Genomic DNA, 14,530 nt, shown 5'->3' with positions numbered 1-14,530 from the left:
CAACTTCCTTTCAATCAATCAACGAATCATGCCTTGGGCTACACCGATCGCGAATAAAATGGCGTGGGTCGGAACAAGTAGCAAGAAGAGTAACCGCCAACCATGGACGAACATCTTCGTGAACAACACTTCCTCATAACGAATCCGCTGCCAAATCGCATTGATTGGGAAAATCGCACAGCAGGCTGCGAGCAATAACAGCAACATATCCGTCCCGACGATGGCCTCAAGTAAAATACTGCATGCATAAAACCAAAGGATGACTCCGGCATCGCATGCGAGCTTGAATGAGTTGATTGATTTCGGCATAATTTTTCTAAGTATCATATACACCATAAACCATAAGATGAGTGGAAATGAAACGATATACACTAACACGATGCGCTCGCTCCTAGAATCAGTTTATGTAATAGCGGAATGACAGTGAGAGAAATCTGCATTTGTTCGGCTTTTTCAATCACCGGTTTCAAAATTGCATCCACCTCGGTCGGCCGACCTTCTTCAAGGTCGCGCAGCATCGAGGAGTGATTCTCTGCGGTACGTTCGACAATCGTCTCGATGTAGGAATACGAGACGTGCTGCGCAAACAACGGTATCAACTCATCGTAAATCGATTGTGCGATTTCACGATATGGTGAGCCGGCGAGTGCGCCGTTCGGGACCCGGCATAACGCTGTAATGGGATTGATGATGGCATTAGCAAACAATTTTTCAATGACGACTTGCTCAATCTCTTCTTCCCACACAATGTGAAGTGGGCTCTCTTGAAATGATAGAGGGTGTAGTACCGATGTGCTTCCGATCCGAATCCGTCCGAGTCCACGATGCTCAACCTCATGACCACGCTTCGTCACCCCATGCTCGACGACACCTAAATGAAACCCTCGACGTTTCGCATATTCCAGATGGGCAATCCCATTCGAACAAATAAAGACGGGCACCTTACCCGAGAGGCGAGCCGTCGCTTCCTCGACTTGATGGGCTTTTGTCGTGACAAAAAAGAGATCCTCGTCCGTTTCTTGAAGCGTCTGACTGGAACGGAACGACACACGTGCCGTCCCTTCCGTCACGCCGGTCCGTGTGATGACAAGTGGATCAGATGACCCGCTTCTTCCGTAGAGCGTCACGTCGTAATCATCTGCGAGCAAAGATGCCATCAATAATCCGACCGCTCCGTTTCCGATGATACCAATTCGTTTGATGGAGTTCATCATGGTCCTCCTCCTATTCGAACTATTTTCGCACAAAAAGTTTACCACATCTTTTCGCCATGACCCAAAAATGACAAACAAAAAAGGAGCGACCTGAGAACAGGTCACTCCTTCAAGCATTATTTGCTTGTTACTTCTTTACCGTTGTAATGTCCGCAAGATTTGCAAACACGGTGTGAAAGTTTCATTTCGCCACAGTTCGGGCACTCGTTCATACCAGGTACGTTGAGTTTGAAGTGAGTACGACGAAGACGTTTGCGAGTTTTCGACGTTCTACGGAATGGTACTGCCATCGTTGTCCACCTCCTTGATAAGTTAACCTTCCTCGTTCTCTTTTTTCGAGAACAGGTCGGCCAGTCCCGCGAAACGCGGGTCAATTTTTGGTTGGGCTTCGGGCTGTTCGTCAGTAAGCGTCCAGCCTTCTCCTTCAACCTGAGTTTTGTCTGTTTCGTTCCCGTAAACTTGCATCGGGACGTCTAACATGATGAGCTCTTTTACAATCGGTACAAGACTGATCGTATTTCCTTCTGGCAAATTCACGTCATCGAATTGCTCCGTATAACGCCCATTCTCCAAAAAGAAAGGCTCGAGCGATTCAATATCGAATTCATAAGTGACATCTTCTAACGTTCGCGCATCTGGCAACGTCAGGTCACCTTGAATCTTCAGATTGAATGTAACTTGATTAGATGTGAACGATGCATCCCCGTGCACATGCACCGGGCGAATCGAACGGATATCCGGATGGAGCTGAGTCAGCTCTGGTAGTTCTACCATCTCATCGATTGTAAAACCGTCACCCTGGTTTCGGAGCTTAAGTAGCTGTGCAATAGACCATTTCATCCGAATCACCTCAATTGCAACAATATGAATTATAGATAGGCCAACTTGTTTTGTCAATGTTTTTTCTTTACACTAAAATCAGTTGACGACGGCGCTTTGCCAAAGCGTACTTACTCATCTTACACCAATCCATACGACAATGCAAAGGAGTAAATCATGCAAAAGACGGCCATTATTGCAGAGTACAACCCGTTTCACAACGGGCACTATTATCAAGCGCAAACTGCACGTCACGAAACCGGGGCGGATGTCATGATTGCCATCATGAGTGCCCAGTTCACTCAACGGGGCGAACCCGCCTCGTTCGACAAGTGGAAACGGGCTAAGGCTGCCGTCGAGAGCGGTGCAATCGATCTAGTCATCGAGTTACCGACCCAGTACGGGGTCCAACGCGCCGACCGTTTCGCTAGCGCCTCCGTCTCGATTGCTGAACAGCTCCGTTGCCAGACGCTATCGTTCGGGAGTGAGAGCGGGGATATAGATGCAATCCTACATGCAGCCCGTTCACATGTCGAAGAGGCGCCACGTTATAAAGAGGCGCTTAAAGAAGCGCTACAAGAAGGGCACTCGTCCGCGCAAGCTTCGAGTCGAGCTTTTCGGACCGTCTATCCCTCGTTTGATTTGACGCGACCAAACAACATTTTGGGCTACCATTACGCCAAAGCAGCAAAATCGATTCAGTTACATACAGTCAAACGGCTCGGGGCTGATTATCATGACCCTTCATTAATGGATGTCATGTCGGCGACAGGCATTCGGACTCATTATTTAGGCACCGGTGAAGTTCGTGCCGTCCCGGCATCAACTGAAGCGATGTTTCGGACACGACCGATGACACATTGGGAACACTATTGGCCCGTCTTACAATTCAAACTGAGAACCTTGCCACTCCACACAATGACGGAGCTCGTAGGAATTGATGCTTCTCTCGCACCTCGTCTTAAGCAGGCGGGAGTCGAGCCTTCATTCGAACGTGCACTTGCTGTCGTGTCGACACGTCGCTACACGCGTACCGCCATTCAGCGGGCGTTCGTCGCCGTACTGCTTCACTGGTTAAAAGTCGAGGCACCGACACGCTTTGATGAAGTCCCTTACGTGAGACCGCTCGCCTTCAACGATCTCGGACGACATGCGCTACGAGATGTGAAGGAAGACGTGCAACTCGTCAGTAAGTTCGATGCCCGGCTCGATTTTGAAGCTCGTGTCACCGAAGCATATCGACTCCCGCTTCAAGATGATGCATTGATCGAGCACCGGCAACGCCCTCAGTTCATCTCTTCTAAATAACGAATCGCATCCTCGACCGTCTTGACAGAGACGACTTCAATGACACTGTTTAGGCGGTCTCGTGATTCCAGCGCCTCTTCATAATTTGAACCGGCAGGCACAAAGAAGACTTCCGCTCTTTCCTCGTCGGCGGCGACAATTTTCTGCCATGCACCTCCGATAGGTCCGACATTCCCTTCCTCATCGACCGTTCCGGTTCCGGCAATCCGTTTTCCATTTGCCAAGTCACCTGGCGTCAATTGATCATAAATTTCTAACGTGAACATCAATCCTGCAGATGGACCGCCGACATTCGTCAAAGCGACATCGACTTCAGGATCAGCCGTGATTTCTTGAACGGGAAGTGGCTCATAGATTCCAATTCCGACACGATCTCCGCTTTGATCGATCGGCTGAATGAGCGTTTGCACGACACGTTCTTCGCCGTCTCGTTCAATCGTCAACTCCACTTCATCGCCCGCCTCAAATTCCGATATGCGATTCAAAAAGTCGACGCGAGTGGCAAAGGACATCCCATCGATGGCCGTGATGACATCACCCGGCTTCAACACATTTGCCGCAAGGGACCCAGGAATCGGAGCAGATACATAAATCCCCTCGAAATCGACCGTCACGTCTTGATCTGCTAATTGATAGGCGTATTGGATTGCTGCTTGTTGAGAGGAGTCCATCAATAATTGTTGGCGACGTTCATAGTCTGCCTCACTCTCTCCATCATATAAATAGCGACTGGATAAATTCGCTTCCGTGAACGGGGTCACCCAACTTTCCACTAACCAAAACGGAGTCGCACGGCGTTGTGAGATCGTCACCATCATCAGTTCCCCATCCTCTTTTTCGCCACCTTGGACGGTCAGGAACTCTTCAATTGAGGTCGCCGCTCCGGGTGAAGAGATGTAGTAAGGAAGTGGGACGAACAGGAAGAGAAGAACTGTGACGAGTAAACCGAGACCGATCTTTAACGATTTCATTGTCCCGAACTCACTTGATACTTTTTACGTAAGGCAATTTCAACCTGTTCCGGTACGAGCTCACTGACCGATGCCCCATATTTCGCCACTTCTTTGACAATCGACGAGCTGAGGAACGAATATTGACTATTCGTCATCATGAACAACGTCTCGACGTTCTCATTCAATTTTTTGTTAATTGATGCGATTTGAAGCTCGTATTCGAAATCTGAGACTGCACGGAGCCCACGGACGATCGTCGCCGCTTCCCGCTCTGCGGCGTACTCGACAAGCAATCCACCGAACGCGTCGGCCGACACGTTTGGCAGATGTGTCGTCACGTCTCGGATCAGTCCCAGTCGTTCTTCCACATCAAACAATGGGGCCTTGCTTGAATTTTCAAGGACGGCGACAATGACCTCGTCAAAAATGGCCGCCGCTCGTTCAATAATATCTAGATGTCCGTTCGTGATGGGGTCAAAGCTACCCGGACAAATCGCAATCCGTTTCATCGTGTCACTCCTCTGATGCGTACTCATAGAAACTGATGGTGATGACATCTGAGTATCGCTGTTCTTTAATTCGTTCAAATCGTCCTACTCGTTCCGGTAACGTCACGTCGCTGCCGTGTTCACAGACGACTACGCCGATATCCATCAAGAGATTCGACTCATCGATCATTTGTAAGAACGCCACATGTTCTTCCGCATGATATGGAGGATCCATAAAAATGAGCTTAAATTGTTCCTGTTGAACCTTGAGCTGTTCGAGTACCGCCTTGGCGTCTTGACGATATACTTTCCCTTTCACTTCATAATGGGTCGCTCGTAAATTCTCTTGAATCGTTTGGACGGCTTTCGGTTGACGATCGACAAAAATAGCTTCGTCACAACCTCGTGATAACGCCTCGATTCCGAGCCCACCACTGCCCGCGTACAGGTCTAGTGCTTTCCCGCCTGAAAAATAAGGTCCGATGATGTTGAATAACGATTCCTTCACTTTATCGGTCGTCGGCCGTGTCGCCGTTCCTGGGACCGCTTTTAAACGGGTCCCTTTTCGTTCTCCAGATATGACACGCATGTCTTTCCCTCCAGCAGAAAAGATGAAGGTGATGCCACCTTCATCTTTTTGTTTATTTCGATTTTGTCTCGTACGTTTCGGAAATGAATGGACGCTCACTTCGTACGACCGCTTCCACGAACGGCAATGCTTTCACTTGTTCGAGTACGGCTTCATGACCTTCGAGGTCAGTATAAAGAAACGCATACTTCTCTCGTTTTGAGACAAAGTAAAGATTCGCATAACGTCTTAACGCTTTCACTTGTTTCAAGGAATTCACGTATACGACGAAGCCAATCCGTTCATTCAACTTAGACGGCGCATCCACAACTTCCGCCTCCTCCGCAGCTACCTCCACCAGAACATCCACCTTCATCAAAGAATGGATTACCGGTCGGGACCTTGATTTTAGGAGAGACTGAATGAGCGAGTAGTTCACTCACTTCCCCTAACAACTTATCCAAGCTTCGTTCCGCTTTTTTGAACGCAGCGATTTCCGGCTGAACATCGAGACGACGTTTGATGAGATGCATCTCTTTTTTGATGCGGTCGTGGTCCGGATGATGCTTTCCGAATCGCTGGACATACTCATAGTCCTCTTTCATCTTCAAGAACTCACGCTCGATTTCCTTTGCTTCTTGTGATGCGAGACGTGCCGCTTTCGTTTGAATATATGTTTGAAACGATTCGCTTGCTTCAATCAAATCGGTCAATTCTTCTGTTTGATCGAGCAGGGCAATCGTCTGTTCAGTGATTATCATACCCCTCACCCTTTCTGCCATGATTTTACCACAATTGTTTCCCTATGTAAGCAATCCACACTATAATTGAAGTTGACCGCAAGGCGTTCCATGTAGAAAGGAAGTGAACAGACGCAACCGATGCGTCTACGTATGAAAAAAGTTTCTTTTAATATGATCCGATCGGCCGGTATCAAGACGGATTATGCGAAACCCGAATATTATTTCGATCAGCTCGATAAGGTTCGCGCTGCCGACCTCGTCCTGTTCCCTGAATATTGGATGGTCAATTCCATCATCTACGGGATGAATAAAGCAATCTTCCCATCACCTGCGACTTATCACCTCGGGCACGACAAGATCGAGATGACGCGCGCCTTTAAAGCGACATATCCGCATCGGATTCCGAAGACATTGATTTATGGAAAGAACCCATACACGATTGAACGCGTGTTGGAAGAATTCCACTACCCGTTCGTCGCCAAAAAAGCCAAATCCTCAATGGGTCAAGGGGTATGGTTAATCAAAAATGACCAAGACTGGTTAGAATACGTCGAGAATCATGATACGTTCTATGTCCAAGAGTTCATCCCGAATGATCGCGACTTACGCATCATCGTGATTGGAGAAGAGGTAGTCGGTGCCTATTGGCGTGTCAGTGAGGCTTTTTTAAACAATGTCGCTCAAGGGGCTAACTTCTCGTACGAAGACATCCCGGAAGACGTCGTCCAAGAAGTTCAATCGATTGCCAACACGTTATCTATCAATCACGCAGCGTTTGACGTCATCGTGACGGAAGAAGGATTTTACATTTTGGAATTCAACGTCTTTTTCGGATCAGAAGGACTGCTACCTCTTGGCGTGAAACTCCCTCAAAAAATCGAGGAATACTTAAATTCACTCGGCTGATTAATCGTTCATCTTTTTTTCACAATTTGAACACACGTTATTCCAAGAACGTTTTTGAATATGGTATGATGACATATGAGGTTTATTCGAAAAGGGGGATTATGATGAAATTTGAGCAGTTCCACATCGAGGGAAAAGAAATCCGTTTTGGTTTGCTCGAGACGATCATGGATCATCATCATTTCATCCGTGAAGGTGCTTGGGATTACGAGCGTGCCACGTATGACATGAAATATGAGAAACAATCGACTGGCGAAACATTCTATCTTCGCTTACCTGTATACGCGATCGAAGGTCAAATCGAAGATCGTCACGCTGTTGTCAAAATGCTTACACCGATTTTAGGAAAGCATTATTATCCACACGGTGTTGAATACGATGAAGTCTTCCCAGAAGAAATCGTCCGCGACTGTGAGCGCCGTCTAAAAGCACTCGCAGAAACATTAGAAGTCAAACCCCTTGCATAAGCGAAGGGGTTTTTCTTATAGGCTCACATAAGTCGAGTCAAACGTTGTTTGGCAATTTACGCCGACAAGTCCTTTGATTCGATGATCACGCACCCTTTACTTTTATAATATATAATCATATCTTCTATTTTTTTCAAATCGTAGCTCGTGATGCAATCCGAGAAGACGCTAACGGCATAGTCAGATTTCCGCAGATTGTAGCAAGTCGACTTCACACAGGCGGTCGCATCAGCCCCAGTGATATAAAACGTATCGATGTGATGCTGTTCAATGAACGTCACAAACGCTTCGCTCGTCAAAGCGTTGCCCTTGTATTTTGTAAACACGTGATCGGACACGAGCTTCAAATCTGGTGCTAATTCCGCTCCTCGCGTTCCTGTTTTGAACGTTCTCGTCCCCGCCGATAAATTTTCATGCCGGATATAGACGATATGTAATTTCTTTTTGACCGCCCAATCGATTGCTTTATTGATGTTGTCGATGATTGCTTTGTAATTTTTCGTGATGTCATTTTGAATGTCAATAACGACTAAAGCCTGGTTCTGCATATTTCACCCTCCTCCATTTCTAAAAACGAACATTTGTTCGATTTAGTATTTAGTATAGCAAAGTTCGCCTCTGGAAGATATAGTCATGAGAAACACAGCGTCGAGCATATAAAAAAAGAGGCCCTTTGCGGGTCCTCCTTTATGTCATGTCGCAATGACGGTCAACGTCACATCGACTTGACCGAGCAATAAATCGAATTGGTCTCGAACATAGCGATACAATCGCTCTGCCTCGACGAGTGATAATGGTGCAATGATTTGATAATCATAGTGGTCTTTCGAGCGAGAGACGACTTTCACTTCTTTCAAGCCGAATTCAATCGCGCTACACGCGATCAAATCTTCAATCGCCCGTTCTGCAATCGTCACGTCTCCGTATGAATAGTCATTCCCAATCACAGCCATCGTATCGTTCATGGTGATCACTCCTTTTCATTCGCGAGCACTTTAACGTCCTCCATGATAGATTCGATATCGACCGGTTCATCCCCTGCCGTTGCCATCTGCGCGACAGCCCGGACATCATGATGGCGGTCGATGACGTACATCGTCGTCGCATGCGTCACGAGTCCGCTGTTCGCCTTCGAATAATAGAACTGTAGCTGGCGCGTGATCCGATCGATGTCTACCTGGTCTCCCGTCAACATCTTCCATCCAGTCGGCTCCGCTTGGAATGCTTCCCCGTAATTTTTCAGAACGGGCACGGTATCCACCTCCGGGTCAACCGTGATCGCAACGAGTTCTACGTCCGATCCGTATAAGTTCTCTTTTTTCAATTCTTTTTCGAGCTTCATGAAATCACGTAACGTGAGCGGACAAATATCTGGACAGTTCGTATAGAAGAACGTCACAATCTTCACTTTTCCGTTGTCGGAATCATAGGTCTCTTCATTTAATGCGTTCGTTAATGTGAACGGGGTTGGCTCTTGAATGACGGGTAGGTCGTCTTGATTGAAGAAAACAAAATACACGGCTACTCCGATGACGACAAGCGTCAAGACGGTCAAACCGACCGTCAAATAGCTATTCCGTTTCATACAGCTCTCCCTCTCTATGGATCATCCTCCGATTATCGCGCGGAATACGTTCGTCGTTTCACCTGGGTCATATGCCACATAGAGAAGAATGTAAACCGTCACACCCGTAATGGCCGTGAAGAACCAGACGACTGACGCTTTCGGTCCGATTTTCCGGTGTTTCTCGATCTTGTTTTTATAACCGAGATAGAGCGTAATCAATCCGAGGATACCACCTGTTGTCGCGAGAAGAATATGGAAAATCATAAAACCGAGATAGAACGGCTTCACTGAATCCGGTCCTCCGAATGCCGTGTTGCCGACAAAAATGGTACGTGAGACGTAAAGGATGAAGAACGTCGTCGCTGCAATCGCGGCGGCCGTCATCACCTTTTTATGTTTTTCGATGTTGCTGCGGTCTTTTGCGATAATCACCCACCCGATGGCGACAAGAATCGCACTGATGACGATGAATGACACACTAATTAAGGCAAGATAGTTCATCAATGTTTCCCCTTTATGTTCTGTTTAATTTTTTTCATTTGTTTCTTGCGGAGTGAATGACATGCCTTCATCAAGAGCAAGCGATTTCGTCCGACGCACCCAGCCGAAGAACGTCCAGCCGAAGAAGAAGCCGTACACGATCTCTTGACCGAGCTTCATGAGAACCCCACCGAATCGTTGATCTTCGAGCGCGCTGTTCGTCGCTCCCATCAACGCCTCTAAATCGATTCCAGAAACGTCACCGTTCGGGAGACAGTAGCCAAGGACTGTCGCAAACGTCTGCGGGTCCGTATACGCATTATAGAGCGTCGTTTGACTGAAGATGATGAGCGCACAGGCAGGTGTCAATAAGACCCCGTTGGCGATAATGTACACCATTCGTTTCAAATCGGACATGCCTTCCTCTTCGTCTGAGACGAGTGGAACGATGACCGGATACCACATCGTCAAACTAAAGACGAGAAGGGCACCGTGGAAAATCCGGTGAACGCCATAGTTCGTCAAGACGTAGTCAAATACGACCGGCATATGGTAAATCGAGAACAATGCGTTGAATAAAATAAGCGCAATCAGTGGCTTCGTCAAAAACTTGAACGTCGGCCCAATCCATTTGAAGCTAAGTACTTTTTCAAACACCCAGTACGGTAGACCGTAAACGACGAGTGCCGGTGCCAAAATATAGACGAGCACCATTTGGAACATATGCACCGATAAAATGATATGTGCCATGACATCGATTGGACTTCCAAAACCGATGTAATACAAAACAATCGCAAACAACATACTAAACTTTTGTAATAACGTGGTCGAGGCATATCCTCGCTTCGCCATTCTCTCTGTCACGACGGCGTATAACACATAAATCCCGACCATGAGCAATCCGAACAGCGGACTCCATAACGTGAGCCAATCAAATTGATTGAGCAGCTCCGACGTATTCCAGAGCATCCGTTCACCCCTTTTCTTTCTCTCCCTAACCTTTGAAACCGTTCACTTCAAGATTACTATTCATTCATTTTTGAAGTAAAGGAAAAAGGACCAAATCATCCGTGTTTCCACAGATGTTCAATCCTTTGTCACAATTACCAAATGAGTAAGCGGAGTGCAGCGACCGTGATGATGGCGACAAAGATGCCTAGCCACATCATGACAACGATCCATGTGTTCCCACGGTTATTCATATGCATGAAGATATATAACTGTAGGAAGACTTGGATGACCGCCAAGATGATTAAGAAACCACCTGCTGCCCACACTGGCATCAATTCCGCATAGACGGCGCCGAATGCCACGAATGTGAGTAAAATCATCATCGCGAAACTGATCAATTGAAGCTGATACTCTCGTTTCGACTCTGCTTTTACTTCAAGCTCTAACTGCTTGTGAGATTCGTTCATTACTCGTTTTTCCATATTAGTTCACCATCCCTAAGAGGTAGACGATTGAGAAGATGAAGACCCAAACAACGTCGATAAAGTGCCAATATAGACTCGATACATAGAACTTTGGTGCATTGTATACATCGATTGGACGGTTCCAGTTACGAATCAAGAGCGTCGTGATCCAAAGAAGACCGAACGTTACGTGCGCGCCGTGGAAACCAACCAACGTATAGAAGGCTGAACCGAATGCGCTCGACGTGAACGTGTGACCGATGTGGTAGTAGTGAATGAACTCGTAAATCTCAGCACCAAGGAAGCCGGCACCAAGAAGGAGCGTCACAATCAACCAAAGCTTCATACGCCCTGGATTGTTTGCCTTCATGTTCATCATCGCAAGGACACTTGTAAGTGAACTTGTGAGGAGGAGCATCGTCATGATGAAGACGAGCTCCATTTCGAAAATGTTATACGAACGTAATTCCTCTGGCGCACCAGAGTTCAAGAGACCAACGTATGTTCCAAAGAGCGAGGCGAAGAGGACTGTCTCTCCACCAAGGAAGAACCAGAAGGCCACATATTTATTTTTCCCTTCCAGTGTTGCTTTCTCTGGATTGGCCGGGATACCGGTCACTGGGTGTTTTTCAACTGCATGTGCCATTTATTGTTCTCCTTTCTCACGAATCGCTTTCAAGTCTGCTTCGACTTGTGACTTCGGAATGTAGTAGCCGTGATCGTCAATCCAAGAACGTAGGAACATCGAGACGAACGTCATCGCTAATCCAAATCCGATCAATGACCAACCGACGACCGTGTTATCCATCTGGAAGATGGCACCGAGTCCTGCGATAAAGAGGCCGAGTGACATGAAGAACGGAATGAGCGAGTTGTTCGGCATGTGAATGTCCGAAACTTCCTCGGCGACTGACACGCGTTTGTTGCCTGCCATTTTCTCGAGCCAGAACGTATCAAGTCCTTTGACGAGTGGTGTTTGTGCAAAGTTGTACTCCGGAGTCGGAACAGGAAGTGTCCACTCAAGCGTACGTCCGTCTCCCCAGTGGTCTGGTTTGACGCGTTCTTTTGACAAGAAGGCTTTCACAACAGCGACGAGCAAGACAATCGTTGACACACCCATGAAGAATGCACCGATTGTCGAGAGCATGTTGAGTGTATCCCAACCTTGACCATCGAGGTATGTGAAGACTCGACGTGGCATACCGAACAATCCGAGGAAGTGTTGCGGGAAGAACGTCAAGTGGAACCCGATAAAGAACAACCAGAACTGCCAGTATCCAAGCTTTTCAGAAAGGGCTTTTCCAAACATGAGTGGGAACCAGTAGTAAAGTCCTGCGAAGAGACCGTATACAACCCCACCTACGATAACGTAGTGGAAGTGAGCGACAACGAAGTAGCTGTCGTGGTACTGATAGTCAGCCGGTGCGACTGAAAGCATAACCCCTGTCATCCCACCAACGAGGAATGAAGGAATGAACGCGACTGAGTAAAGCATGGCGACGTTGAATTTAATTTGACCGCCCCACAGTGTGAAGAGCCAGTTAAAGATTTTAACACCCGTTGGTACGGCGATCGCCATCGTTGCAACAGCGAAAATCGAGTTGGCAACTGGACCAAGACCGACTGTGAACATGTGGTGAACCCAAACCATGAATCCAAGGAAACCGATAAGCATTGTCGCGAAGACCATCGTCGTGTAACCGAAGAGACGTTTACGTGAAAATGTCGGAATGATTTCCGAGAAAATACCGAATGCCGGTAAGATCAAGATGTATACTTCCGGGTGACCGAAGATCCAGAAAAGGTGTTCCCAGATGACAACGTTCCCGCCAAGTGCCGGGTCAAAATAAGCAGCTCCGAAGAGTCGCTCGAACATCAACATGAACAATCCGACCGTAAGTGGTGGGAATGCGAAGACGATCAATGCCGATGCAACGAAAGTCGTCCATGTGAAGAGTGGCATACGCATGAGTTTCATTCCTGGCGCACGCATGTTCAAGATGGTGACGAGGAAGTTAATCCCGGCCATCAATGAACCGAAACCTGAAATCTGAAGACCGAGAGCGTAGAAGTCTACCCCTGTCGCTTCCGGTTGTGTTGAAAGTGGCGCGTAAGCCGTCCACCCTGCGTTTGGTGCTGCTCCGAAGAACCAGCTCAAGTTAAGCATGACTCCACCGAAGAAGAACAACCAAAAACCTAATGAGTTAATGAATGGGAACGCAACGTCGCGTGCCCCGATTTGAAGTGGTACGACAGCGTTCATGAAACCGAATAACATCGGCATGGCCGCAAGGAAGATCATCGTCGTTCCGTGCATCGTAATCAACTGGTTAAACGTCTCACCGCTGACGAAGTCGTTCATTGGTTTGACGAGTTGCCAACGAATCAGTAATGCTTCAATTCCACCGAGAAGGAGGAAGAAGATTCCTGAGAACAAATACAAAATACCGATTTTTTTGTGGTCAACCGTCGTAATCCAATCCATGATGCCATTGTATTTACGCGATTGCTGCATTGCAGTGGTCTGTGCCACGTGAAATCCCCCTTTTCCCGTTAGTCAATCTTCTGCTCATACAAGAAGTCAACGAGTGCATCTAATTCTTCGTTGCTGATTTGACCTTCATTGAATCCTGGCATTAGAGCCCCTTGTTTCTTCTCTTGCGGGTCACGGATCCACTCTTTCAAGTTGTCCTCGTTGTTTTCGAGGTAACCTGCGAGCCATTCACGATCACCGAAGTTCGTTAAACTTGGTGCCACTTTACCGCCGCCGTGACAGCTCAAGCAGCTTTGGACATACACTTCTTCACCTGTCGTCAAGTTCGTGTTGTCTGCGACGAGTTTCTCACCGTTCTCGTCTTGCTTGGCTTTCATGTCAGCGAGCCATTGATCATATTCTTCTTGCTCGAGCGCGATGACTTTAAAGTCCATAAGGGCATGTGACGGACCGCAAAGCTCAGCACATTTCCCGTAGTAAGTACCTGGTTCATTTGCATGTAACCACATTTCGTTATCAAGTCCTGGGTTCGTATCTGTCTTACCAGATAAAGCTGGTACCCAGAATGAGTGAATGACATCTTTAGACGTCAAGTTGATGCCGACTCGTTTTCCGACTGGAATGACGAGCTCTTGCCCTGTCACAACACCTGCTTCTGGATATTCAAATTCCCACCAGTACAAGTTAGCTGTAACGTTGATTTCTTCTTCTTTTTTCGCTTCTTTCGCTTTCGCGAGTTCGACAGTCGTCGTGATTGTCGGAACAGCGAGAATGATGAGAAGGATAATCGGAACGACTGTCCAAATCATCTCGAGTGTACTGCTACCTTCAACTTGCTTCGGAATCGATTCATCTTTCCGACGGAACTTCATGAGCACGTACACGTAAATGACCGAGACGATGATGAGTACGAAGAGCATGATTGCCAAACTGATGAGAATGATGCGGAGCTGAAGCTCAGCCCCTTCTCCCATCGGCTTCAATGCAGACAATCCCTCTTGACCGCAACCTGATAACAGGACTGCGAACATCATCATCGGGACGATGCCAAACAGAAGCTTCTTAAATGATTTCACAACAATCCCCACTTTCTCCCAAAATGATGTGT

General features: G+C 47.4%; 21 protein-coding genes. 3 read left to right on the top strand and 18 right to left on the bottom strand.

Annotated features, from left to right (window positions below):
• Positions 1-18 precede the first annotated feature (18 nt).
• The 4 genes from BV910_RS05805 to BV910_RS05790 form a co-directional block, all read right to left on the bottom strand.
• Positions 19-378 carry a DUF3397 domain-containing protein gene (locus BV910_RS05805; protein WP_015881302.1) on the bottom strand — a complete coding sequence of 120 codons (360 nt, stop codon included), beginning with the start codon at positions 376-378 and terminating at the stop codon, positions 19-21.
• Positions 372-1,211, bottom strand: a complete 840-nt coding sequence (locus BV910_RS05800; protein WP_240499803.1) for a ketopantoate reductase family protein — start codon at positions 1,209-1,211, stop codon at positions 372-374. Before BV910_RS05800 ends, BV910_RS05805 begins: the two co-directional genes overlap by 7 nt.
• A 119-nt stretch (positions 1,212-1,330) precedes the next feature.
• A complete protein-coding gene (gene rpmF / locus BV910_RS05795) occupies positions 1,331-1,504 on the bottom strand; it encodes a 50S ribosomal protein L32 (RefSeq protein WP_015881300.1) in 174 nt (57 codons plus the stop codon).
• Between the two features lie 22 nt (positions 1,505-1,526).
• Positions 1,527-2,054 carry a YceD family protein gene (locus BV910_RS05790; RefSeq protein ID WP_015881299.1) on the bottom strand — a complete coding sequence of 176 codons (528 nt, stop codon included), beginning with the start codon at positions 2,052-2,054 and terminating at the stop codon, positions 1,527-1,529.
• Between the two features lie 156 nt (positions 2,055-2,210).
• Between BV910_RS05790 and BV910_RS05785 the strand changes: the two genes are divergently transcribed.
• A complete protein-coding gene (locus BV910_RS05785) occupies positions 2,211-3,341 on the top strand; it encodes a tRNA(Met) cytidine acetate ligase (protein ID WP_078146642.1) in 1,131 nt (376 codons plus the stop codon).
• Here the strand turns inward: BV910_RS05785 and BV910_RS05780 are convergent.
• From BV910_RS05780 to BV910_RS05760, 5 genes are read right to left on the bottom strand one after another with little or no spacing between them, the layout of a single operon-like run.
• Positions 3,320-4,312, bottom strand: coding sequence for a SepM family pheromone-processing serine protease (locus tag BV910_RS05780; RefSeq protein WP_078146641.1), 993 nt, complete (start codon positions 4,310-4,312; stop codon positions 3,320-3,322). The two genes, BV910_RS05785 and BV910_RS05780, sit on opposite strands and share 22 nt — an antisense overlap.
• Positions 4,309-4,803 carry a pantetheine-phosphate adenylyltransferase gene (gene coaD, locus BV910_RS05775; protein ID WP_015881296.1) on the bottom strand — a complete coding sequence of 165 codons (495 nt, stop codon included), beginning with the start codon at positions 4,801-4,803 and terminating at the stop codon, positions 4,309-4,311. The genes BV910_RS05780 and coaD overlap by 4 nt, the downstream gene beginning before the upstream one ends.
• 4 nt (positions 4,804-4,807) lie before the next feature.
• A complete protein-coding gene (gene rsmD / locus BV910_RS05770; protein WP_078146640.1) occupies positions 4,808-5,371 on the bottom strand; it encodes a 16S rRNA (guanine(966)-N(2))-methyltransferase RsmD in 564 nt (187 codons plus the stop codon).
• Between the two features lie 52 nt (positions 5,372-5,423).
• Entirely contained in the window at positions 5,424-5,678 is a 255-nt protein-coding gene (locus BV910_RS05765; RefSeq protein WP_143406649.1) for a YlbG family protein, read from the bottom strand.
• Entirely contained in the window at positions 5,662-6,111 is a 450-nt protein-coding gene (locus tag BV910_RS05760) for a YlbF/YmcA family competence regulator (protein ID WP_015881293.1), read from the bottom strand. Before BV910_RS05760 ends, BV910_RS05765 begins: the two co-directional genes overlap by 17 nt.
• A gap of 132 nt (positions 6,112-6,243) precedes the next feature.
• Here BV910_RS05760 and BV910_RS05755 point away from each other — a divergent pair, with 132 nt between their 5' ends.
• Positions 6,244-6,999, top strand: a complete 756-nt coding sequence (locus BV910_RS05755; RefSeq protein WP_240499802.1) for an ATP-grasp domain-containing protein — start codon at positions 6,244-6,246, stop codon at positions 6,997-6,999.
• Positions 7,000-7,103: 104 nt separating this feature from the next.
• Positions 7,104-7,466: a YugN family protein gene (locus tag BV910_RS05750; RefSeq protein ID WP_015881291.1), complete on the top strand. Its 363-nt coding sequence runs from the start codon at positions 7,104-7,106 to the stop codon at positions 7,464-7,466.
• A gap of 56 nt (positions 7,467-7,522) precedes the next feature.
• Here the strand turns inward: BV910_RS05750 and BV910_RS05745 are convergent, their stop codons facing one another.
• The 9 genes from BV910_RS05745 to coxB all read right to left on the bottom strand — a co-directional run bounded on the left by BV910_RS05745 (position 7,523) and on the right by coxB (position 14,459).
• Positions 7,523-8,014 carry a cysteine hydrolase family protein gene (locus tag BV910_RS05745; protein WP_078146637.1) on the bottom strand — a complete coding sequence of 164 codons (492 nt, stop codon included), beginning with the start codon at positions 8,012-8,014 and terminating at the stop codon, positions 7,523-7,525.
• 144 nt (positions 8,015-8,158) lie between these two features.
• On the bottom strand, positions 8,159-8,431 hold the full coding sequence (locus BV910_RS05740) for a hypothetical protein (RefSeq protein ID WP_078146636.1): 273 nt from the start codon (positions 8,429-8,431) through the stop codon (positions 8,159-8,161).
• 5 nt (positions 8,432-8,436) lie between these two features.
• Complete coding sequence (locus BV910_RS05735; protein ID WP_015881288.1) at positions 8,437-9,051, bottom strand: SCO family protein; 615 nt, start codon at positions 9,049-9,051, stop codon at positions 8,437-8,439.
• Positions 9,052-9,072: 21 nt separating this feature from the next.
• Positions 9,073-9,534 (bottom strand): DUF420 domain-containing protein, encoded by a 462-nt coding sequence (locus BV910_RS05730; protein ID WP_015881287.1) that lies wholly within the window; start codon positions 9,532-9,534, stop codon positions 9,073-9,075.
• A 24-nt stretch (positions 9,535-9,558) separates the two neighbouring features.
• Positions 9,559-10,482 carry a cytochrome c oxidase assembly protein gene (locus tag BV910_RS05725; RefSeq protein WP_078146635.1) on the bottom strand — a complete coding sequence of 308 codons (924 nt, stop codon included), beginning with the start codon at positions 10,480-10,482 and terminating at the stop codon, positions 9,559-9,561.
• 134 nt (positions 10,483-10,616) lie between these two features.
• Positions 10,617-10,946, bottom strand: coding sequence for a cytochrome C oxidase subunit IV family protein (locus BV910_RS05720; RefSeq protein ID WP_078146634.1), 330 nt, complete (start codon positions 10,944-10,946; stop codon positions 10,617-10,619).
• Between the two features lies 1 nt (position 10,947).
• Entirely contained in the window at positions 10,948-11,574 is a 627-nt protein-coding gene (locus BV910_RS05715) for a cytochrome (ubi)quinol oxidase subunit III (protein ID WP_015881284.1), read from the bottom strand.
• The gene (gene ctaD / locus BV910_RS05710) at positions 11,575-13,443 is read right to left on the bottom strand and encodes a cytochrome c oxidase subunit I (RefSeq protein ID WP_078147918.1); all 1,869 of its coding nucleotides are present in this window, start codon (positions 13,441-13,443) and stop codon (positions 11,575-11,577) included.
• Between the two features lie 38 nt (positions 13,444-13,481).
• Positions 13,482-14,459, bottom strand: a complete 978-nt coding sequence (gene coxB, locus BV910_RS05705; RefSeq protein ID WP_078147917.1) for a cytochrome c oxidase subunit II — start codon at positions 14,457-14,459, stop codon at positions 13,482-13,484.
• Positions 14,460-14,530: the final 71 nt, after the last annotated feature.

Origin of the sequence: Exiguobacterium sp. HVEsp1 (assembly GCF_002009685.1) — a bacterium.
Classification (GTDB): domain Bacteria; phylum Bacillota; class Bacilli; order Exiguobacteriales; family Exiguobacteriaceae; genus Exiguobacterium; species Exiguobacterium profundum.
This window is presented reverse-complemented; position numbering and strand designations above follow the sequence as displayed.